Origin of the sequence: Roseovarius sp. (assembly GCF_018066915.1) — a bacterium.
Taxonomy (GTDB): Bacteria; Pseudomonadota; Alphaproteobacteria; order Rhodobacterales; family Rhodobacteraceae; genus Roseovarius.
In genome coordinates, this window is the sequence record NZ_JAGPVV010000130.1 from 1 (window position 1) to 22261 (window position 22261).

Here is a 22261-nt window from a genome sequence, read left to right on the forward strand (position 1 = left end):
GCCTGACGCTGCGCAATACGCAAAGCTCCGCGCCAGACCCCGTTGCCCAATCCGCCGAAAACGGCAAAACTCAAACCCGGAGTCTCGCTCACGCTGGATAAAAGTTGGGGGCAACGTCACCATATCCCGGGCGATCATGGCGGCGTGGGTGCGGTTTTTGGCGCCGAGTTTGCGGGACAGGGTCTTGAGGTGCAATTTCACCGTAACCTCTTGAATATCAAGGTCTCTTGCGATCTCCTTGTTGGACTTGCCATGCAGGATGCCAACCAGAACATCGGTCTCTCGGGGCGTCAGGCGCACCGGCCCCTCCGCCTCATCCTCGCGGGATTCGAGAAAATCTAGCGGTGTATAGATTTCCCCCAACAACATATGGTGGACCGCCGCCACCAAAGACTGCGGATCGAGCGTCTTGGGCAAGAACCCCGCCGCCCCGGATCTGAGCGCCCTACGCCCCACCTCCGCCGTCGCCGTCCCCGACAAAATTGCCACAGGGCATTTCGCCCGTGCTTTCATCACCCCGAGACCGGTCAGGGAATCCATGCCGGGCATCATCAGATCCAGCAGAACCAATTGAAAAGGCCCGTGTTTTTCCTGAACATCCAGCGCCGTCCCAAGGCTCTCGGCGACATGCACCTCGAATCCGCCCTGCGCGCGCAGGTAGTCGGCGATCATTTCCCGGACCAGATCATGATCGTCGGCCAGCAAGAGCTTGGTCATCGGCGCGTCCTTCCTTCTGCCACCTCAAAATTCCTTTTTATCTCATTTTTCAACAACTAAGCCAGCCGTCGAGCCATGACAATCCCAGGACAACCCTAGGCGGGTATCCCCCGCCTGCTCTCTCCCCGGCAAATTTCGTGCCAAGCCATCATGACCCCCTATCTTTCGGGATAGGGGGCTGGTCAACCGCCATAAAACAAGGGAATACCGGACCTGTTCGAGGAAATTGACCTGCCCTGATGACCCCACGTGACAAGGAACCGCTCCGGTTGATATACTCTACACAGCCAAGCGCCCAAGATCACTCGGAAACTGCGCCACACCAGGGGACCAGATCAGACCACATCAAGATTTTTCCAAGTATTCCAGTGTAAGGCCCGACATGCACGTCCCCCCCTCCCGCAGGCTGCCGCTTCGCAACAGATTGCTCGTGATCCTGCTGTGCCTCTTCGCGGCCGGGTGCATGCTGGCCGCCGTGCTGGTGACGAGCCGGGTCATCGTGCAACTGGACGACTATCGCAGCGCCAGCCAGGACAATCTCCACTGGACCACCTCGCGGCTCGAGGTGGACCAACTCAAATTCCTGGCCTCGCTCTATGCGCTGACAGGGCCGGAGACGCCGCTGGTCGAGGGCGTTCGCCGCCAGTTCGACATCCTTTACAGCCGTGTAACCGCCCTGCGCGATGGCCGCATCTACCGCGAAGTGCTGGCCCAAGACATCGCCCATGCCGATCTGGATCGGGTGTCCGAAATCCTGGCAACCATGGTGCCCATTATCGACAGTGACGCGGGCAATATTTTCAAGGACCGCGCGCGACTGCTCCAGTTGGGCAACCGGATGGCAGAACCGATCCGCAATATCGCCGCGCGCGGGCTGACTGCCGATGCGCGCCGCTCGGATTCCGAGCGCGCCGCCCTGACAGCCAAGATCGTGAGCCTCGCCGCTCTCATCCTGATGATGCTTGCGGCGCTGTCCTCTCTGTTGCTGCTGGTCTGGCGGCTCTATCGCAATTATCGTGCGGAGGCCGAGCAAAACAAAAGCAAATCCAACAGGTTGACGACCATTCTTAACACGTCGCAGGACGCTGTGCTCGTGGTTGGGGGGGATGGGCGGATCGGGGATACGAATGCACGCGCGACCGAGCTTCTGGCGCTGCACGAGACCCTGCCCGCAGGGCTCGAACTGGGTGATCTCCTGTTCAACCGGGCTGAGGATGGCACGCTCAGCCCTCTCTCCGGCACGCTCTTGCGCGATACCTGCGCCACCGGACCCACGCGCCGAGAAGACGTGATCGTGCGCAATCTGGTGGGGCGCGAATTCGCGGCCGAACTCTCTGCCGATCTGGCAAGACAGGAAGAGGGAGACATCTGTATTCTCTTCATCCGCGATATCTCCGAGCGGCTGGCCGCTGAGGCCGAAATCGAACGCTCCCGCGCCAAGGCACTTGCCGGCGAGCGGGCCAAGGCGCGGTTTTTGGCCATGATCAGCCATGAGATGCGCACGCCGCTCAACGGGATTTTGGGTGCGCTGGAGCTTTTGGGCGATACCGGCCTCACCCCTGCACAAGAGAAGTTTACCCGGATCATGCGCTCCTCCGGCCAGCTCTTGCTGACCCAGATCACCGATGCTCTTGACCTCACCCAGGCTGCCGCGCGCCAGATCGTGCTGCGCCCTGCCGCCTTTGACCTTGATCAGCTGCTGGCGGAACTGGCGGAAACGCAGCAAGGGCCTGCGCAGGCCCGTGGCAACAGCCTGCGCTTGCTGGCCCCCGAAGAGGGGTTCGGGCGCGTGACCGGAGACCGGGCGCGCATCTATCAGGTGCTGCTCAATCTCGTGTCGAACGCGATCAAATTCACAAGGGATGGGGAAATCACCCTCGACGTGAGCCGCCTGTCCTCCGAGGACAATGCGCCGGACATGATCGAGTTTCAGGTCATCGACACCGGGATCGGGATCAGCGCGGACAATCTGCCCAAGGTGTTCGACGATTTCATGCGTGTTCAGGATACGTCGGGCGACCGGCCAGAGGGCACCGGTCTGGGCCTTGGAATCGCACGCCAACTGGTCAAGCTGATGAAGGGCACGATCGGCGTCGAGAGCGAACTTGGCGAAGGCAGTCTCTTTTGGGTGCGCCTGCCCCTGCCCGCCGCAAAGGTCACAGCAGGCCAAAGGCCTAAGGTAAATGCCGCCCCCGTTGTCGCGCCTCCCATTCCCGCGCGCGCGCTCGATATTCTGGTGGTCGAGGACAATGCCACCAACCGTGTCGTGCTGGAGGGTATGCTGGCGGGCGATGGCCACAAGGTGTATCTGGCCTGCGACGGGATCGAAGGTGTGGAAGCCGCGCAGAAACAACGCTATGATCTCATTCTGATGGACATCAGCATGCCCCGCATGGACGGGCGCGAAGCCACGCTGCATATCCGCGCAAGTCAGGGACCCAATGCGCGAACGCCCATCGTGGCCCTGACCGCGCATGTGCGCGCCGAGGATCGCGGCGATCTCGAAAAGATGGGCTTTGACCGGGTCGAGACAAAACCCCTGCGCCGCGACGCCCTGCGCGCCCTTTTGGCGCAGACCGAAACGACCGCCGTCGCCAAAGCGGACAAGCCCTGCCATGTCGACCCGAGCTATATGGAACAGTTGCGCGCCGCCTTGCCGCAGGACCGGATCGACCGCCTTCTGGTCGAGTTCGAAACCGAAGGAACAGCCATTCTCGACGATCTGAAGCGAGACACCCCCCTGAGCGGCACCGATCTTGCGGATCGCATCCACAAACTTGCGGGCACGGCGGCAGCGACGGGTGGGCTCGCCCTTCAGGCCTTGTTGGGCCGCGCGGAATCCGCCCTGCGTGGGGGCGATACAGGCGCGGCGCAGAGTGCCATTCTGGCGATGCCGGACCTCTTGCAAGAGACATTGCGCCAACTCAACTGTCACAATCGCGCCGGCTGATCCGCTCACAAAGAATTGCCTTTTGGCGGGCTTACTATACGTTTGCACGAAGCTAGACCATGCGCGTCACCTTCGCGCGCATGAGTGCCCTCAGAAAACGGATTGCCGCACACAATGCAGATATGGAAACAACTGCTCTTGCTCTGCCTCCTTGGCGGCACGGCCTATGGCGGCTATTACGGGTATCAAACCTATGTCGCCGCCACCCCAGAAGCCGCAGCCGAGGCGCAGGCCGAGCGCCCTGTGACGGTGGAAATCGCCGTGGCAGAACAGCGCACCCTGCAAGAGACCGTCGAGGCGGTTGGCACCACCCGTGCGCTGCAATCCATCGACATCGTGCCCGAGGCGGATGGCAGGCTAACCAGCCTGCGGATCACCCCCGGATCGCGCGTCGAAAAGGGTGATGTTCTGGCGCGGCTTGACGACACGATCCAACAGGCCGATCTGACCGAGGCCGAGGCGGTTCTGGTCGAGCAACGCCAGACCGTCGAGCGGACGCGCCAATTGCGTCAGACCAACGCCGTATCGCAGGCGACCGAGGAAGAAGCCGTGGCGCGTCTGGCCGAGGCCGAGGCCGAAGTGGAGCGCGCGCGCCGCAGGCTAGAGGATCGCACCATCACAGCCCCGTTCGGGGGCGTCGTGGGGCTGACCAACTACGATGTCGGCGCGCGGGTGATCGAAGGACAGGTGCTAACCCGGCTTGATGACCTGAGCGAGGTCGAGGTGGAATTTTCCCTGCCCGAAACCGTCTTTGCCAAGGTGCGCCCCGGTCAGACCTTGATCGCGCGCAGCGCCGCCTTTGCGGATCGGATTTTTGAGGGCACGCTGGATGTTGTGGACAGCCGGATTGATCCGGTGAGCCGCGCGTTTCGCACCCGGGCACTCATCCCCAACGCGGATGGAACGCTGGCAGCAGGCATGTTCCTGTCGCTGACGCTGGTGCTGTCCGAGAGCATGCATGTCACCGTGCCGGAAGAGGCGCTGATCTTTCAGGCCGCCGAAACCTATGTTTTTGTCGTCGCAGACGGCAAGGCCAGCCGCCGCGTCGTCAGTTCGGGTCAGCGCAAGGATGGCCAGATCGCCATTCTCTCGGGGCTCGAGGCGGGCGAAGAGGTGATCATCCGCGGATTGCAGCGCGTCCGCGATGGCAGCGCCCTCAAGGTCTTGGGCGCGGACAAGGATGCCACTGCGAAAACCGATCTTGCCAAGCCGGAGAGCGCGACGTGACCCTGTCGGACATCTCGATCAGACGCCCGGTTCTGGCCGCTGTGGCCAGCCTTCTGATCGTGATATTCGGCGTCGCCGCGTTGCGGTCCATTCCCGTGCGCGAGTTGCCCGATGTGGACAATGCCGTTGTGACCGTGACGACCACCTATCGGGGGGCTGCCCCCGAGGTGATCGACACCGACATTACCGAGACGGTCGAAGGCGCCATCGCCGCGATCTCGGGAATTCGCACCATCAGTTCCGAGAGCCGTCAGGGCCGCAGCCGCGTCACCATCGAATTTGAAACCAGTGTCGATATCGACGTGGCCGCCAATGACGTGCGCGATGCCGTGGGCCGGGTGCGTGGCGACCTGCCGGAAGAGGCGGACGAGCCTCAGGTCGTCAAGAGCGATGCCGATGCCGATCCTGTGATGCGCGTCGCCGTCACTTCGGACCGCATGACCACGGCTGAAATCACCGATTACCTCGACCGTTTTGTGGTCGACAGGTTCTCGACCCTCGACGGGGTGGCCAATGTCGACGTGATCGGCGCGCAGCCCTTTGCCGTGCGCATCTGGATCGACCGCCGCGCCCTTGCCGCGCGCAACCTCACTGTCTCGGATGTCGAGGCAGCACTCGTGCGCAACAACCTTGAACTGCCCGCAGGCGAGGTGGAATCCATCAACCGCCAGATGACCGTGCGCCTCAACAGCCGCTTGCGCAGCATCGAGGATTTCCGGGATATCGTGATCGACCGCGTCGGCGGCTATCCGGTGCGCTTGGGCGATGTGGCGCGGGTGGTGCCGGGGGTGGCCGACGATTCCACCCTTGTGCGCACCAACGGCACAGAGGCCGTCGGCATGTGGATCTTGCGCCAGAGCCAATCCAACACGCTGGAAATTTCCAACGCCGTGCGCGCAGAGATCAAGGCGCTGGAACCGAACCTGCCCGAGGGGATGCGGATCATCGTCGGCTCGGACGATGCGCTCTTTGTCGGGGCGTCGATCCGCGAAGTGGTGATCGCGCTCTTCATTTCGCTGGCGCTTGTGGTCGCGGTGATCCTGCTCTTCCTGCGCAGTATCCGTGCCACGCTCGTGCCCTTCATCACCATCCCAGTGTCACTGATCGGCAGTTTCCTCTTGATCGGCATGTGGGGCTTTTCGCTCAACACGCTGACGCTCTTGGCGCTTTTGCTGGCTATCGGGCTGGTGGTGGACGATGCCATCGTCGTTCTGGAAAATATCCAACGCCGGATCGAGGACGGGGAAACGCCGCTTGTCGCCAGCGTGCATGGCGCGCGTCAAGTGACCTTTGCCGTCATCGCCACATCAGTCACCTTGATCGCGGTCTTTGTGCCGCTCTCGTTCATGCCCGGTCAGGTGGGCCGCCTCTTTGTCGAGTTCGGCTGGGTGATGGCCGGGACGGTCGCGATATCGACATTTGTGGCCCTCTCTGCATGCCCGGCGCTTGCCTCCAAGGTGCTGAGTGCGCGCAAGCTGCGCGCCAACGCCCCGACCGGCCCGCGCCCGCCGTCATGGATACAGCGCCTCTATCGCGCGTCCCTGACCCGTGCCATTGGCATGCCGCTGGTGATCCTGCCCTTGACCTTTGCGCTCACGGCAGGTGCCGCGCTCTTTTACGAAAACCTGCCCCGCGAACTGGCTCCGCGCGAGGATCGCGGCGTAGGCTTCGTGCCGCTCACAGCGCCTCAGGGCTCGACCGTGGCCCATACCGACATGGCCGCCCGACAGGTCGAGGCCATTCTCGACCCCCTGCGCCAATCGGGCGAGATCGAGACCGTGTTCAGCTTTACCGGATGGGGCGGGCGGGCATGGCGCTCTTTCGTCGTGTTCCGTCTTGCCCCGTGGGAAGAGCGCGACCGCCCGGTCTCGGCTATTGTCAGCGAAATTGCACCTCAGATGGGCCAAGTCACCATTGCGCGCGGTTTTCCGGTGACACCCGCCGGCCTTGGCCTGCGCGGTAGTTCCACCCCGGTGCAGGTGGTGATCGGCGGACCGGATTTCGAGAGCGTCAAGGAATGGGCCACAACCCTTTTGGAGCGCGCGGAAGAGGTCGAGGGCCTTGTGAACCCCGAGATCAATTTTGAACAGAACCTGCCGCAACTTGATATCGAGATCGACCGCGCCCGCGCCGATGATCTGGGCATTTCCGCCGATGTGATCGCGGCCACGTTGCAAACCATGCTGGCCTCGCGTGAGGTCACGACCTTTGTCAGCCGGGGCCGCGAATATCCCGTTCTGGTGCAGGCTGAGGATGCAGATCGCCGCTCGCCTACGGATATCGAAAACATTTTCCTGCGCGCGGGGGATGGCGAAACGCTGGTGCCGCTTGGCGCTCTTGTGACCCTGACCGAGAATGCTGCCACCCCTTCGTTGCAGCGCTTTGATCGCCTGCCCTCGATCGAGCTTTCGGGCGCATTGGCCCCGGATGCGGAACTGGGCGACGTTCTGCAAGAACTGCAAGAAATCGCCGCCGACATCCTGCCGCCCGAGGCCAAGCTGGGCTATGACGGCCAATCGCGCACCTATATGGATACCTCTGCCGGGGTCGGGGTGGTCTTTCTTCTGGCCTTGCTGATTGTCTATCTCGTGCTTGCCGCGCAATTCGAGAGTTTCGTGCATCCGCTCGTGATCATGCTGACCGTGCCCATCGGTGTGGCGGGGGCGATTTATGCCATGGCCGCCGGAGGATTGTCGCTCAATGTCTATAGTCAGATCGGGATCATCCTCTTGATCGGGCTTATATCCAAGAACGGAATCCTGATCGTCGAATTCGCCAATCAACTCCGCGACGAAGGCTATGGCGTGCGCGACGCGGTGATCGAGGCCTCGGTTCTGCGCCTGCGCCCCATCATGATGACGGCCGTTTCCACGATTTTGGGTGCTGTGCCCCTCGTCACCGCCACGGGGGCGGGGGCCGAGAGCCGGATTGCCGTGGGCACGGTGATCATCGCCGGTTTGGCGATGGCCACCGCTCTCATGCTCTTTGTCACGCCGATCCTCTATGACCTCATGGCACGCTTCACCCGCCCGCGCGGTGCGATTGAAAAGACGCTCGACGCAGCCCTTGGCAAGAGCGGTCAGCCCGCTGAGTGATTTCTTGCCGGAAGCACAATCGCGGCTCGGTTTTGCCTACCCCAAGGGTGGCAATCCCCTGCCCGCGATGGCATAAACAACCAGCAGCCGGGGAGGGTCAATGAGGTGTTGAAATCCAGTGTCAGAGTGACCTCGCTGACCGCGCTGTGCCTCTGGCTATTGCCCAGCTTGGCGCAGGCCGCAGAGGTCCGTCTGACCGCGCCCGAGGCAGCGGAGGGATTCACCGACCGCCTGCGCAGCGCCTCGCTCGCCATCACCACCGCCGCACAACAAGAGGCCACGGCACAGGATCTTCTGGCCGCCGCACAGTCGGATTATGGCCGCCTGATCGGAGTGCTCTATGCCGAGGGCTTCTACGGTGGGGTGATCCGCATCCGCGTCGATGGACAAGAGGCGGCCAGCATCCCGCCCCTGAACGCGCCGGATCAGATCACGCAAATCGACATCACGGTCGAGCGCAACGCACCTTTTGTCTTTTCCACCGCGCGCGTTGCCCCTCTGGCACCGAAAACCCGGTTGCCAAGTGAATTTGCCCCTGGAAACCGCGCCAAGGGCGATCTGATTGGTGAGGCCACGCGCAGCGGCATCGCCGCATGGCGCGCCACCGGCCATGCCAAGGCGCTCGTGGCCGAACAAACCATCATCGCCGATCACGCGAACTCTACGCTATCTGCTGACATCAGCCTTGATCCCGGCCCGCGCCTGCATTTTGGCCGCCTGCTGCTCGCAGAGGAAAGCCGCGACAGCAATGTGCGCCCGGAGCGTATCCGCGATATCGCAGGCCTGCCCACCGGGCGCAGGTTCTCGCCCGACGAGGTGGACGAAGCCGCCACGCGCCTGCGCCGCACCGGGGCCTTTCGCTCGGTCGTGCTGACCGAGGCCGACACGCCCAATCCAGATGGCAGCCTCGACATTACCGCCCGCGTCACCGATGCCGCCCCCCGGCGTCTTGGCTTTGGCGCAGAACTGGCGTCGCTCGAAGGTTTGACGCTCTCGGGGTTCTGGCTGCATCGCAACCTCTTTGGCGGCGCGGAACGGCTCCGGCTTGATGCTATGGTCGGCGGCATCGGCGGGGATTCGGGCGGCGAGGATTATCGCTTGGGCGCGCGCTATGATCGGCCCGCGACCTTTCATCCCGACACCGGCCTCTATCTCGAGGCGCGGATCGAAGGCAATGACGAGCCGGATTATACCGAGTCCAAGGTCGAGATTGGCGGCGGCTTTACCCGCATCTTTTCTGAGGAGTTGAGCGGGGAGGCGGGCATCGCCTATCGCTATTCCGACATCGACGACGATCTGGGGCAGCGCAAACTCCAGCATCTGCTCTTTCCCGCAAGCCTCACCTGGGACAAGCGCAATGACACGCTCAACGCCACCTCCGGCCATTTCATCGAAGTGTCGCTCACACCCTTTATCGGGCTCGACGACAAATCAGGGGACGGGGCGCGCATTTTTGCTGATACGCGGAAGTTCCTCAGCTTTGGCGCGGAGGACCGCTATACGCTGGCGGGGCGCGCGCAGATCGGATCGGTCGCAGGGGCGTCAGCGGGCGAAACCCCTGCCGACATGCTCTTTTACTCCGGCGGCGCGGGCACCGTGCGCGGGCAGGATTACCAATCTCTGGGCGTTGATATTGCGCCGGGCGTGACGGTTGGCGGGCGCGCCTTTGCCGGGTTCTCTGGCGAATTCCGCGCCATGGTCACAGACAAGATCCAAGCCGTGGCCTTTGCCGATACGGGCTTTGTCGGGCAGGACGCGCTTGGCTCCGGGCGCGGCGAGTGGCACAGCGGTGCCGGGTTCGGCGCGCGCTATTTCACTCCTGTTGGGCCGATCCGCGTCGATATCGCCACCCCTCTGGGCGACAAGGCGGGCGAGGACATCGAGCTCTATATCGGTATCGGACAGGCCTTCTGATGGCACGGCTGCTTTTCCTCCTCTCGCTCTGCGTCGCAGTCTTCGCCGCGCCGCTTCTGGCGCAATCGGACGCCGAGGATCGCGGCTATCTCCAAGCGCTGCTCGAAGATAATCTCTCGGGTGCCGGGCGCGATGTGCGCATCCTGGGCTTTGCCGGGGCGCTGTCGTCACAGGCGACAATCGAAGAGCTGACCATCGCCGACAGCGAAGGCATCTGGATCACCCTGCGTGGCATCACGCTCGATTGGACGCGCACGGCCCTCTTGCGGGGGCGGGTTGAGGTCAATCGTCTGACCGCGCGCGAGATCATTCTGGCGCGGGCCCCAAGTGCCGAAGAAGACCTCTCGCCCGAAATGGCCGAAGCCACCCCGTTTCGCCTGCCCGAGCTGCCGGTATCGGTGAATATCGGCGAGATCAGCGCCGACACGCTCACGCTTGGCGCGCCCCTTTTGGGCGAGAAAATTGATTTGCGGTTGCTGGGGCGCCTGTCCCTTGGCGGGGGCGAAGGCGCGGCAGAGATTGACGTCACTCGCCTTGACGGGCGCGGAGCGGTCACGCTCGACGCAAGTTTCGTGAATGCAACGCAGGTCTTGGCCCTTGATCTGTCGCTGGAAGAGGACCAAGGCGGCATTGCCGCCACCTTGCTGCAATTGCCCGACCGCCCCGCACTCTCCCTGGGGATCAACGGCACGGCGCCTTTGAACGACTATACCGCCGACATCCGCCTTGCCTCGGACGGGGCCCCGCGCCTGACCGGACAGGTCACGATCCGTGACCAGGATGCCGACGGACCATCGGCCAAGACCTTTGGTGCGACCCTCGCAGGTGATCTGACCCCACTCTTTGCCGCCGAATACCGACCCTTCTTTGGCACCGAGAGCGCGCTCACGCTGACGGGCACGCGCCAGCCAAACGGGGCTTTGGATATTGCGGATTTCACGCTTTCGGCGGCCCAGATCACCCTCGAGGGCGCGCTGTCGCTTGATGCCGCAGGCTGGCCGCAACGCTTTACGCTCAATGGGCGTTTGGGGGATGGCGACACCCGCGTGCGCCTGCCGATCAGTGGCCCTGCCACCCATATCCGCGCCGCCACGATTGACGCTGCGTTTGACGCTGCGCGCGGCGACCGCTGGCGTGCGCGGCTGGGGCTGAGCGAGTTCGAGCGCTCCGATATCGGCCTTGCCACCGCCACCCTGTCGGCCCGAGGCGCGTTGGAGCGGGCCGCCCCGCGCGGCGTGACAGCCCTCGTGGAATTCGACCTCAAGGGGCTGCGTCTTGCGGACCCGGCCTTGGCCGAGGCGGTTGGAGACGCGCTCTCAGGCCTTGCCTCGCTCGACTTCACCGAGGATCGCCCGATGATCTTGCGCGCGCTGCGCGTGGCCTCCGGCACGGCGCGGCTCTCGGGCAATGGGCGGATTTCGGCATTGGCCGAGGGCTTTCCCGTCTCTGGCACGGCGACGCTCGAGGCCCCTGATCTGGCGCGCTTTGCGGCCCTTGCGGGACAGGACATCGCGGGCGCGGCCAAGGCTACCATCGCAGGCTCCGGGAGCCTGCTCGGGGGTGATTTCGACGTCACCCTTGAGGCACAAACCGATGCCTTGTCCGTTGGCGTGGCGCAGGTTGATCCGCTGATTGAAGGCGCGAGCACCCTCTCGCTTGCCGCCGTTCGCGATACGTCGGGCATCGCACTCGAGCGCCTGCAAATCGAGAACGAGGTGATCCGCGCCACCGCCTCGGGTCGCCTGAGTGGCGAGAGCGGCGCGCTGACCCTCGCCGCGCGGCTGAGCGATCTGGCACTCTCCGATCCGCGCCTCTCGGGCCCGGCCGAGATCAGCAGCAATATCGCGTGGCAGACTGGCGGCGATGTAACTCTGACGGGGCTGGATGCCGCGCTCATGGGCAGCCGCCTGCGCGCCAACGCCGCCCTCTCGCCCGATGTCGCGGGCCTGCCGATGAACGGGAAACTCAGGGCCGAGATCAGCGATCTGGCGCGGTTCAGCGCGCTTGCCGGACAGCCCCTGCGCGGCGCGCTCGACCTCACGCTCGAAGGCAAGGCCAAGGATCGCGGACAGAATGTGGACGTGACCGTCGCCCTTGACGGCCGCGACCTGAGAACCGGGATCACGGAGTTGGACAAGCTCCTCGCGGGCCGCCTCACAGTCGCGGCAGAAGGGGCCCGTCGCCCTGACCGGATCGAGATTGGCACGCTGCGCCTCGAGACGCCGCAACTTACCCTCTCCGGCGGATCATCCGAACCGGGCGCGCCGGTGGATTTCAACGCGCGTCTTGCCAATCTGGGGCTCTTCGCCCCGGATTTCGCTGGCCCCGTGACTGCTTCGGGGCGTGCGACGCTGACCGGCAATCTTGCACAACGGGTCGCGCTCTCGCTTACGGCGCAGGGCCCCGGTGGCACCACAGCGCAGGTCTCGGGCGACATTGTCGATCATGGCGCGCGGCTGAACTTGACCGCTAATGGCGCGCTGCCGCTGGCCCTTGCCAATGGGCTCATCCGGCCAAACGCTCTTCAGGGAACGGCGCGCTACGATCTGCGGATCAACGGCGCCCCTGCCCTCTCTGCCCTCTCCGGCACCATCAGCACCACCGACACACGCGTGGCCCTGCCTGCCTCTGGTCTTGCGGTCGAAACCCTGAGCGGCACAGCCACCCTTGGCCAGAGCCGCGTGCAGACCGATTTCACCGCCCGGATGCGCGATGGCGGGCAGATACGGGTGACGGGGCCGATTGGCCTTACCCCCGGTTTCGCGGGGGACCTCGCCGTTGGGCTGGACGGTCTCGTGCTGAGCGACCAGTTGATCTATACCACGACAGTGAACGGCAACATCGGCGTGAGCGGCCCCCTGACCGGCGGTGCGCGGATCAGCGGGGCCTTGACGCTTGCGGAAACCAATATCCGCATTCCCTCGGGGCTTGGCCCCACGTCGGTCTCGCTGCCAGATCTCCAGCATCGCAACGAGCCTGCCGCTGTGCGCGAAACCCGCCTGCGCGCGGGCCTCATCCAGACTGAAACAAAGGGGAGCGCGCGCCCCTATCTGCTTGATCTGACGATCAATGCGCCCAACCGCATCTTTGTGCGGGGGCGCGGTCTTGATGCCGAACTGGGCGGCAATCTGCGCCTTGCCGGGACCACGCAGGCCGTTGCCCCCGACGGGTTTTTCGAGCTCATTCGCGGCCGGATCGACATTCTGGGCCAGAGGCTCACGATGACTGAGGGGCGGATCACGCTGCAAGGCTCGCTCGATCCCTTTCTGCGCTTTGTCGCCACGACCGATGCGGGCGATGTCGCCGTGCAGGTGATCGTCGAAGGCGTGGCAAGCGCGCCCGAGGTGCGCTTTGCCTCTGATCCCGATCTGCCACAGGAAGAGGTTGTCTCGCGCCTCATCTTCGGGCGCGGGCTGGATAATATCTCTGCCTTTCAGGCCGCGCAGATGGCATCGGCGGTGGCAACACTGACGGGCAACAGTAACGGCGATGTGGTGGGCAAACTGCGCGGTGCGATTGGTCTTTCGGACCTCGATGTCACACAAACCGAAGATGGCGGCACCGAGGTGAGCGCGGGGGCCTATATCTCGGACAAGGTCTATACCGAGGTCACGGCGGACAGCGAAGGCAAGCAGCGCATCAACCTCAACTTTGATCTCAGCGACAGCGTGACCCTCAAGGGCGGGGCGTCAAACGATGGCTCGTCCGGGGTGGGCGTGTTCTTTGAACGCGATTATTGACGCGAGATCACATCGACCTTCACAGATTGCTTAGACTTGACGCGTAAGAGACTCCCCTGACGCCCGGTGCATGGAACCGTTCTTGCATCCCATGGGCAAAGGGAGGACCGCATGCGATATAGCCCATTGATGCTCAGTATTTTACTTGTCCCGATGGGTATGGCGCTTGCGGCGTTTCTTCCCGTTTGGGGCGGCCTGCTCGCGGGCCTTGCGGGGGTGGCGGCCAGCATCGGTCTCTACGATCTCTTCCAGACCAAGCGCGCGGTGCTCAAGAACTATCCGCTCTCCGCGCGCCTGCGGTTCCTGTTCGAGCATTTCCGCCCGGAAATCCGCCAGTATTTCCTCGAAAGCGACCATGACGAGACACCGTTTTCGCGGGAACAACGTGCCCTTGTCTATCGCCGCTCCAAGGGGATCGAGGGGTTGCGCCCGTTTGGCACCCTGCGAAATGTCAATGCCGTGGGGCATGAATGGATCAATCACTCCATGTCCCCCACCCATCTGGGCGATGCCGATTTCCGCCACATGATTGGCGGTCCGGATTGCACACAGCCCTATCAGAGTTCACCGCTCAACATTTCGGGCATGTCCTATGGCGCGCTCTCGCCCAATGCGATCGAGGCTTTGAACTGGGGCGCAAAGCTGGGCGGCTTTGCCCATACCACCGGCGAAGGCTCTATCTCGCGCTTTCATCGCAAACATGGCGGCGATCTGATCTGGCAGATCGGGTCGGGCTATTTCGGGTGCCGCACCCCCGCGGGGGCGTTTGACCCAGAGATGTTCACCGCCAATGCCACCGACGGTCAGGTCAAGATGATCGAAATAAAGCTCAGCCAAGGGGCCAAGCCCGGCCATGGCGGCATTCTGCCGGGGGCCAAGGTGACAGAGGCCATCGCCGAGGCGCGCGGTGTCAAGGTCGGGCAGGATTGCATCAGCCCGGCGGCCCATTCCGAATTTTCCACACCCGACGGCCTCTGCCGGTTCATCGCTCGCCTGCGGCATCTCTCCGGCGGAAAACCCGTGGGATTGAAGCTCTGTGTCGGCCACCCTTGGGAGGTGTTCGCCATGGTCAAGGCCTTTCATGAAACCGGCATCACCCCCGATTTCATCACCATCGACGGGGCTGAGGGGGGCACCGGTGCCGCCCCGGTCGAATTCGCCGATCACAAGGGCGCGCCCATTCGCGAAGGATTGATGCTGGTCCACAACACCCTCGTCGGGATGGGCCTGCGCGACCGCATCCGCCTGATCGCCTCGGGCAAGATCATCAGCGGCTTTGACATGTGCCGGATGTTCGCGCTTGGCGCTGATGGCTGCAACATCGCGCGTGGTTTCATGTTTGCGGTGGGCTGTATTCAGGCGCAGGTGTGTCATTCGGGCAAATGCCCGACCGGTGTCGCCTCGCAGGACCCCGGCCGCTATCGCGCGCTCGTCGTCGCGGAAAAGCATCAGCGCGTTGCGAATTTTCACCGCAATACGCTCTTTGCGCTCAAAGAAGCGGTGGAATCCTCTGGCCTGAGCCGCCCGCAGGATTTTACCCCGCATCACCTGATGATCCGCGTCAACAGCCGCGAGGTGCGCTCTGCCGCAAGCCAGTATCTCTGGCTGGAACCGGGCGAGTTGTTGACCGGCGATGTAAGCCACCCCGCCTTTGCGAAATATTGGGATCACGCCCGCCCCGATACATTTGCCTTTGCGACCTGACACGCCATCGTGGCAAGGCAGGGAAAAGTGTCGGGATCATCGAGCCACGCAAAGCCTTTCAGGGATTGAGGCCATCGACCTCGGCCTGCAACACGCGGGCCGCTGACAAGAGGTCAGGCGGAAAAGGTGAAAGGTCACGCTGCTCTGCGCGCCCGATGGTGGTGGGCTGCAAGAGCGTGTCGGGCAGCGACGTCTCGGCTGGCAGACCCAAGAAATCGCGCAATCGAGGCCAGTTCCGCTCTGGATCAGCGCAATAGGTCTCATAAGAGACCACCATGAACCGTCCGGGCATATGCGCCGTGCCAAACTCAATCGCGGCGCGATTGGCGGCGACCCAATAGCGCAATTGACGCACCGGCAACGGGGTGTCCGGATGGTGCGACACCTCGAAAGGTTGGCCCCAATGCCGGGCTTGCCAGGTGTTGCCGCTGAACGCCATGTCGAGCCCGTTGCGCACCACGTGGACGTAGCGCATTTCGGGAAAGCATCGGGCGAGGTCGGTCAGGAACACATGCGTGTTCGGCTCTTTCCAACCCCAGGGCTGACCGTGCTCTGCGGACGGCGGGCCACTGTTGATGAGGCTCTCGGCATCGGTTGCGCGGGCCCCACATTTCCATGTGCCGTTGGGGGGAAGCGCGTCACGAAGCCGGATCAAGAGCGCATGTTCCTCAGGCCGCAGGGTGCCGTGCAAGCCGGTGGTCATGGCGCGACGCAACAGGTCCGCAGCCTGGGCAACCTCTGCCGCAGCGGGGCGCTGCCGGACCCAATCAGCGCGTTTGAAGAGCACGGTGAACCACAGATTGTCGAGCGGCGCATTCAACTGCGTCCCCAGACGGATGCCAGCGGCACGCAGCATCGCAGCAAAGACGCGCGTGCCGGAACCACCCAGACCACCAATGGCAACATGCGGGTTTGTGACGGGCGGGATGGTCACCGGTGTCTCTTGCTATCGCTCCACTCGCCGTCCTTATGCGCGGAATTCTCGACCCTGTCACGCCCCGGTTCTCAGAGAAAATCAAATCAGGGTTGTGCCCGGAGCGGGCGCTCCAGCCAAATATCCCGCCAACAAGAATAGTTTTGCGTTTTTTTAGGAATCATAGGAAGCTAGCGGCTCAACCTAAAGTTATAACCTCAAGTTGGAGATAGCGAATGAATTTTCTGAAAAGGACGGCGTATATTAGCGCCATAGGTATGGGATTGGCGGTCACGGGAAGCGTTGTGCCAGAGCGGGCGGAGGCGGGGCTTGAACCCTTCCTTGGGGATATTATCGCCGTAGGCTATGATTTCTGCCCGCGCGGATGGATGAGCGCGGAGGGGCAAATTTTGCCGATTTCCAGCAATACCGCTCTGTTTTCATTGATCGGCACGATCTATGGCGGCAATGGCACATCCACCTTTGCCCTGCCAGACTTGCGGGGTCGGGCGGCGATGGGACAAGGCAGCGGACCGGGCCTGACACCGCGTTCAATGGGGCAGGTGTCCGGGGTCGAGGCCACGACCCTGACCACCAATCAGATGCCGAACCACAACCATGCGGTGAATGCCAACAACCTCGACGGAGACCTTCCGGGACCGGGGGCCAAACTCTTGGCAGCAGCCCCGCCAAGCGGGGTCGGGTCCGAGACGATCTATTCCGGTCAGGGGCCCACGGTCACGATGTCACCGCTCATGATCGGCATCTCCGGTCAGAGCCAGCCGTTCAACGTCGAAGACCCCGCGTTGGTCATGCGGTACTGCATTGCAATGCAAGGCGTATTTCCGTCGCGCCCCTGAGGCTGGCCGATTTTCAGGACTGACACCAGCATCGCGAAAATGCGCAGTTGTCAGCCACAACTTGAATATTTGGAGAGAGAGATGAGACATTTGAAGAATAGCCTGCTTGCCGCCGTGGGGGCGCTGAGCTTGACACTCGGGGTGGTGGCCACGCCAAACCGGGCCGAGGCCGGCCTCGAGCCGTTCCTTGGGGATATCATGATCGTCAGCTTTAATTACTGCCCGCGCGGCTGGGCCGAGGCGGCGGGTCAACTCTTGCCGATTGCACAGAACCAAGCGCTTTTTTCCCTGTTGGGGACGCGATACGGCGGAGATGGGATTGCGAACTTTGCCCTACCGGACCTGCGCGGGCGGATGACACTGGGGCAAGGGACCGGTAGCGGTCTGAGCCCACGGACCGAAGGGCAAGTGATCGGCAGCGAAACCAAGGTGATGACCCAAGCAACCATGCCGCAGCATAACCACACGGTGAATGCCAACAACCTTGATGGTGATCAGCCGGGGCCGGGCAACAAGCTCTTGGCGGCGGCCCCAACGGGGGGCAGCGGCAACGAGACGATCTATTCTCAGGCCAGCCCGAATGTGACGATGAATCCGGCGATGATCGCGACCGCGGGGGCGAGCGCCCCGATCAGCACCCAAGATCCGACCTTGGCGCTCTATCACTGCATTGCCACGCAGGGGGCGTTCCCGTCGCGCAACTGATCCCACCGTTGAGGGAATAGCCCGTTTGGCGTGCGGTTCCCGTTTCACATCAAGATTTTGGAGACTTTGGATGACATATTTCAAAACTCGATCCCGTGGCGCGCTGACAGCGCTGGCTCTTGGGATTGCCGCCTTTGCAGCACCGCAAGAGGCCTTGGCGGATGCCGAACCCTTTGTCGGAGAGATTGCGCCGATGGGTATCGCCGGTTTCTGTCCGGTCGGTTGGGCCAGTGCCGAGGGGCAAATTCTTGCGATCAGTGAGAATGACCTGCTCTTTGCCCTCATTGGCACGACATTCGGCGGGGACGGAAACGTCTCTTTCGGCCTGCCGGATTTGCGTGGGCGCGTCCCGATCGGACAGGGCACCGGCAACGGACTGAGCCCGCGTGTCTGGGGGCAGACCGGCGGGCAAGAGGCGGTGACACTGACCAGCAATCAGTTGGCCAGCCATAGCCATGCCGTGAACGCAACCAACAGCGATGGCAATTTTCCGGGACCAGGGAGCAAGATCCTCGCCGCCGCCCCGGATGGTGGCAGCGGGCAAGAGACAATCTATTCGGACCAGCCGGCCAATGTGCAGATGTCGGCGCAAATGATCGTGCCCACAGGGGGCAACCAGTCGGTGAATGTGCAGGACCCGACACAGGTCATTCGCTATTGCATCGCACTTCAGGGGATCTTCCCGCCGCGCAGCTAGGTGCCAGATCATCCCTTGCGGCGGAGGATTTCCGCCGCAAGGCACGCCTGTTGCCTAGACGACAGGATAGACAAACCCGCCCAACCGGGGTGCGGGTCTCTCGGGCGGCTCAAGATCGAGCCTGCCATTCTCAAGCGCCTCGTCAAACGCGTTGAGCAAGGCCGCCATGCCCAGATCCCCCTCGGCCAAGGCGCGGGTTGCTGTCTGCGCAAAGAGCCCCTTGGCGCCGTAAACCTCTGAGAACGGGCGCGGGGCGTCATTCAACGCGGCCATTGGCGGAGCGAGACCCGCCGTTTCGGTGCGCGTCTCTACGGCATGCGCGGCCAGCAGCGTCATCATCCGTTCGAGAAACTCCGGGTGGTCAATCTGCGTCAAAGTGCATTCTCCCTATTTTCTGATGCACCCAATCCGGTTGCGCCGATTTTCGCACGAGCACCTCGCCTATGGCCAGCAGGTCGAGATGGGTGTTGAGAAAGCAGTCGATGGCATCCTTGGGGCTGCAGACGATGGGTTCCCCGCGCACATTGAAGGAGGTGTTCAGCAGCATGGGACAGCCCGTGATCGCATGAAACGCAGCCAAGATTGCGCCCGCGCGCGTGAAGGTGCCGGGATCGACGGTTTGCAAACGGGCACTGGAATCGACGTGGGTGACGGCCGCGAAATCACTGGTGACGGCGTTTTGCAGTTGCATCGGGCCATGCAGGCCAAGCCGTCGGGCCTCTGACAGGGTCGTCGCGCCGCAATACTCGGGCCGAAGCTGTGCGACAAGCAGCATATAAGGACTGTCGGTCGGCTCTTCGAAATAGCGAGAGGCCTGATCGGCCAGAACCATGGGCGCGAACGGCCGCCAATCTTCGCGGAACTTGATCGATTTGTTGACGCGGCTCAGCGTGTCCTTGCCGCGCGGATCGGCAAGGATCGAGCGGTTTCCCAAGGCCCGCGGACCGAACTCCATCCGACCGTGGAAATGGCCGACAATCTGGCCTTGGGCTAGGGCCTGTGCGACCGTTTCAGCATAGATCACTGGATCGGGAACCCGCTCGTAAACCAGTCCGGCGCGATCCAGCGCGGTGCAGATTTCGGCATCGCTGAACTGCGGCCCAAGAAAGCCGCCAGCCATGCTGTCACTCCCGGTGCGCGCTCCGGTGGCACTATCGCCACGTGCTGCCTCGAGTGCCGCGCCAAGCGCCCCGCCCGCATCCCCGGACGCGGGCTGAATCCAGAGGCTCTCAAGTCCGGGAAGATCGCGGATCAGGCGGCTATTGACCACGCAATTGAGAGCGACGCCGCCCGCGAGGCAGAGGTTGGCACTCTGCGCGCGGTGCAACGCTGTCTTGGCAAGGGCAAGCACCACCTCTTCAAGCACCGCTTGAGCAGAGGCCGCGATGTTCATGTGAAACTGTGTGATCGGCTCGAACTCTCTGCGCTGCGGTTGCCCGAACAGCATCTCAAAGAGCGGCGATGTCGTGCTGAGCCCCTTGTCATAGTCGAAATAGGTCATGTTGAGAGCAAAGCTGCCATCCGGACGCAGGTCCATCATCTCGTCGAGGATCTTCTGGCGAAACTCGGGCGTCCCAAAGGGCGCGAGGCCCATCAGCTTGTATTCGCCGGAATTCACCTTGAACCCGCAATATTGGGTAAAGGCACTGTAAAAGAGACCCAGAGACTGTGGAAAGCCGATCTCTGCCTCTGCCCGCAAACCGCTGGAATTGCCAGACCAGAGGGTTGTTGTGGAATATTCCCCGACCCCATCCAGCACCAGCACCGCCGCCTCTGCAAACGGCGCGGTGTAAAACGCCGACGCCGCATGTGACCGGTGATGCGGGACAAAGACGATCCGGTCCGGATCATCTACAACCTTGCGCAACTCCGAGGGCAATTCGTTTGCGAGACTGCGCAGGGTTTCGATCATTCGCGGCCAGAGCCGCGCCCCGGTCGGAAGCCGCGTCTGGGCCACATCCAGCATGCGGCGCAGCTTGAGGCCGGGGTCCTCGTAATACGCAACCCGGTCGAGCGCGGCACCCTCGGGCAGCTGCGACAGGCAATAGGCAATCGCCTCTGTCGGAAACCGCCAATCGGCCTTTTGCCGGGTAAACCGCTCTTCCTGAGCCGCCGCGAGGATGCGATTGCCCTGCACGAGCGCCGCCGCTGAATCGTGAAAATGCGACGAGATGCCAAGCGTGTAGCGGGGCATCGTCATGCGTCACACGTGCGGGTCACACCCGCGGCAAGCGCCTGAATCAGCGGGTTTAACCGATCTGCAAAAAGACGATTGGCTCTGGCATTGGGATGGCCGTCGCGCGGAAGAAACGTATGCGCGCGGTCATGGGGTTGGGAAATATCGACCGTTTCGGGAAACCGGATGCACAGGGCAGCGTTGAAATCAGGGTCCAGAGCATCGAGCAAGACAAACTGGACGGGGATGCCTGCGGCTTTGGCCGTGTCGCAAACCGTGCCAAGCACCGCAAAGGTCGCCGCGTTTATCATATGGTCGTCCGGCAGGAAGATTTCGAAATTCAAATTGCGCAGGGCCGGTTGCCAGATCGCCCGATAGTCGATCCGCACCTGCCCCCGCGCGTCGAGCCGGGCAACGGGCACATGTTCGACCCCCAGATGATACCACTCCGCGCTGAGATATTGCCGCATGCGTTGCGGGTGGGCGATGTTGCGAAACCGATGATCGCTGATGATGGCAAAGACGGCGGCATCTATCGCCCCTGCGGCAATGTCGCGGCGCAGTTGCAAGAGGTTTTGCACAGTGCCGTGTCCACCGATGCCACGGTTCAAGATACGATAGCCGGGCAAATCATGCTGCAAGTGGGCGGTGAAGGTTTCATCATCCGCCAGCCCCGTGCCATAGGTAAAAGAGCACCCATAGATCGCGACGCGCGGCCCCTCAGCGGTCTCGGAGCCCGGCACAAACCGCCAGCCGTCTGCGGCGACATGCTGGAGAAGATCGCCTCGAAACGCGACCCGGACGGAATGGTTCGGCGACAACCGCCACCCCAAGACCGGGTCCGGGCGAAACATAAGCCGGGGCTTGGTGACGACTCTGCTGTTCTCAGAGTTCGAGATTGACGTCATGATCATCCAGCGGCACGAAAAGGGATAAACAATTTATGTTTAGCAGTAACCACTTATCGAATAGGTTGAAAGGATATTTTCCGCTACACCCTGCAAATGCGCCCGCATCGCGCAGGTGCCCCGGCGCGCACCCACCCGCAGGAAACAATAACACAACCAAGGCCCAATTGGCCCACATGCATGTGTGTGCCGAGCCATCGTCCGCGCGTCAGCGGAAAGTGCCGCGCACGGAAGCCAGCTATACGAGCGCCTACACACGATCTGCTGCGGAAATTGTGGTGCCCAAGATGGGAAGACCTGAAGATCGAACCGAAAGGCAACAGACTGTTTTTCAAGGGATATTCAGAACGCTTTCGCGGCCATGTGTCCCGAGAGGTGTGCTAATTGTGTCTCATGAAAAGGGTGTGAGGGCAAGCCTCAGCTTGAGGGTAAAGCTGGCCTTGGAGCCTCAAGAAGAGCCACTACAGTCGTCACATCAGCAGTCAAAGCCAGAGCTAAGATTCCGACTCCGGTCGCATTCTTTGCCCAACGAAAGAGTTTATCCTCAATTTTCTCGTATTTCTTATCTAACCTCCGAAACTCACCACAAAAATCAGCATAGATCGCTTTCACACGTCGCCTAATTTCACCATCAGGATAGGAGTCACAATCCAAA

14 protein-coding genes and 1 pseudogene are annotated in these 22261 nt (G+C 62.6%); 9 read left to right on the forward strand and 6 right to left on the reverse strand.

The features are described from left to right. Positions 1–120 precede the first annotated feature (120 nt). Positions 121–717: pseudogene (locus KBT70_RS07095) on the reverse strand (response regulator transcription factor); the annotation flags it as partial. Between the two features lie 430 nt (positions 718–1147). Here KBT70_RS07095 and KBT70_RS07100 point away from each other — a divergent pair. From KBT70_RS07100 to KBT70_RS07125, 6 genes are all read left to right on the forward strand, one after another. Further along, a complete protein-coding gene (locus KBT70_RS07100) occupies positions 1148–3667 on the forward strand; it encodes an ATP-binding protein (RefSeq protein WP_296630405.1) in 2520 nt (839 codons plus the stop codon). A gap of 114 nt (positions 3668–3781) precedes the next feature. Then, positions 3782–4894: an efflux RND transporter periplasmic adaptor subunit gene (locus KBT70_RS07105; protein ID WP_296630408.1), complete on the forward strand. Its 1113-nt coding sequence runs from the start codon at positions 3782–3784 to the stop codon at positions 4892–4894. After that, positions 4891–7989, forward strand: a complete 3099-nt coding sequence (locus KBT70_RS07110) for an efflux RND transporter permease subunit (RefSeq protein WP_296630413.1) — start codon at positions 4891–4893, stop codon at positions 7987–7989. Before KBT70_RS07105 ends, KBT70_RS07110 begins: the two co-directional genes overlap by 4 nt. A 126-nt stretch (positions 7990–8115) precedes the next feature. After that, positions 8116–9903 carry a BamA/TamA family outer membrane protein gene (locus KBT70_RS07115; protein ID WP_296630441.1) on the forward strand — a complete coding sequence of 596 codons (1788 nt, stop codon included), beginning with the start codon at positions 8116–8118 and terminating at the stop codon, positions 9901–9903. Continuing rightward, on the forward strand, positions 9903–13643 hold the full coding sequence (locus KBT70_RS07120) for a translocation/assembly module TamB domain-containing protein (RefSeq protein WP_296630444.1): 3741 nt from the start codon (positions 9903–9905) through the stop codon (positions 13641–13643). Before KBT70_RS07115 ends, KBT70_RS07120 begins: the two co-directional genes overlap by 1 nt. A gap of 111 nt (positions 13644–13754) precedes the next feature. Continuing rightward, complete coding sequence (locus tag KBT70_RS07125; protein WP_296630447.1) at positions 13755–15347, forward strand: FMN-binding glutamate synthase family protein; 1593 nt, start codon at positions 13755–13757, stop codon at positions 15345–15347. Positions 15348–15405: 58 nt separating this feature from the next. On the opposite strand, the gene KBT70_RS07130 is transcribed toward KBT70_RS07125, so the two are convergent. Next, the gene (locus KBT70_RS07130) at positions 15406–16281 is read right to left on the reverse strand and encodes a sulfotransferase (protein ID WP_296630452.1); all 876 of its coding nucleotides are present in this window, start codon (positions 16279–16281) and stop codon (positions 15406–15408) included. 215 nt (positions 16282–16496) lie between these two features. Here KBT70_RS07130 and KBT70_RS07135 point away from each other — a divergent pair, with 215 nt between their 5' ends. The 3 genes from KBT70_RS07135 to KBT70_RS07145 all read left to right on the forward strand — a co-directional run bounded on the left by KBT70_RS07135 (position 16497) and on the right by KBT70_RS07145 (position 18522). Then, entirely contained in the window at positions 16497–17120 is a 624-nt protein-coding gene (locus tag KBT70_RS07135) for a tail fiber protein (RefSeq protein ID WP_296630454.1), read from the forward strand. A gap of 81 nt (positions 17121–17201) precedes the next feature. Beyond that, positions 17202–17825: a tail fiber protein gene (locus KBT70_RS07140; RefSeq protein WP_296630459.1), complete on the forward strand. Its 624-nt coding sequence runs from the start codon at positions 17202–17204 to the stop codon at positions 17823–17825. A gap of 70 nt (positions 17826–17895) precedes the next feature. Then, entirely contained in the window at positions 17896–18522 is a 627-nt protein-coding gene (locus KBT70_RS07145; protein WP_296630462.1) for a tail fiber protein, read from the forward strand. 54 nt (positions 18523–18576) lie between these two features. Here the strand turns inward: KBT70_RS07145 and KBT70_RS07150 are convergent, their stop codons facing one another. The 4 genes from KBT70_RS07150 to KBT70_RS07165 all read right to left on the reverse strand — a co-directional run. After that, a complete protein-coding gene (locus tag KBT70_RS07150; protein WP_296630465.1) occupies positions 18577–18897 on the reverse strand; it encodes a hypothetical protein in 321 nt (106 codons plus the stop codon). Beyond that, the gene (locus KBT70_RS07155) at positions 18884–20722 is read right to left on the reverse strand and encodes a carbamoyltransferase N-terminal domain-containing protein (RefSeq protein WP_296630468.1); all 1839 of its coding nucleotides are present in this window, start codon (positions 20720–20722) and stop codon (positions 18884–18886) included. Before KBT70_RS07155 ends, KBT70_RS07150 begins: the two co-directional genes overlap by 14 nt. Next, positions 20719–21552 (reverse strand): hypothetical protein, encoded by an 834-nt coding sequence (locus KBT70_RS07160; RefSeq protein ID WP_296630472.1) that lies wholly within the window; start codon positions 21550–21552, stop codon positions 20719–20721. Before KBT70_RS07160 ends, KBT70_RS07155 begins: the two co-directional genes overlap by 4 nt. A gap of 471 nt (positions 21553–22023) precedes the next feature. Continuing rightward, on the reverse strand, positions 22024–22261 hold a 238-nt coding region (locus KBT70_RS07165; RefSeq protein ID WP_296630476.1), incomplete at its 5' end, for a hypothetical protein.

Coding starts and splice junctions, on each gene's coding strand:
- KBT70_RS07105 (WP_296630408.1), top strand. CDS start 3,782: ATGCAGATATGGAAACAACTGCTCTTGCTCTGCCTCCTTGGCGGCACG.
- KBT70_RS07120 (WP_296630444.1), top strand. CDS start 9,903: ATGGCACGGCTGCTTTTCCTCCTCTCGCTCTGCGTCGCAGTCTTCGCC.
- KBT70_RS07125 (WP_296630447.1), top strand. CDS start 13,755: ATGCGATATAGCCCATTGATGCTCAGTATTTTACTTGTCCCGATGGGT.
- KBT70_RS07135 (WP_296630454.1), top strand. CDS start 16,497: ATGAATTTTCTGAAAAGGACGGCGTATATTAGCGCCATAGGTATGGGA.
- KBT70_RS07140 (WP_296630459.1), top strand. CDS start 17,202: ATGAGACATTTGAAGAATAGCCTGCTTGCCGCCGTGGGGGCGCTGAGC.
- KBT70_RS07145 (WP_296630462.1), top strand. CDS start 17,896: ATGACATATTTCAAAACTCGATCCCGTGGCGCGCTGACAGCGCTGGCT.
- KBT70_RS07155 (WP_296630468.1), bottom strand. CDS start 20,722: ATGACGATGCCCCGCTACACGCTTGGCATCTCGTCGCATTTTCACGAT.
- KBT70_RS07160 (WP_296630472.1), bottom strand. CDS start 21,552: ATGTTTCGCCCGGACCCGGTCTTGGGGTGGCGGTTGTCGCCGAACCAT.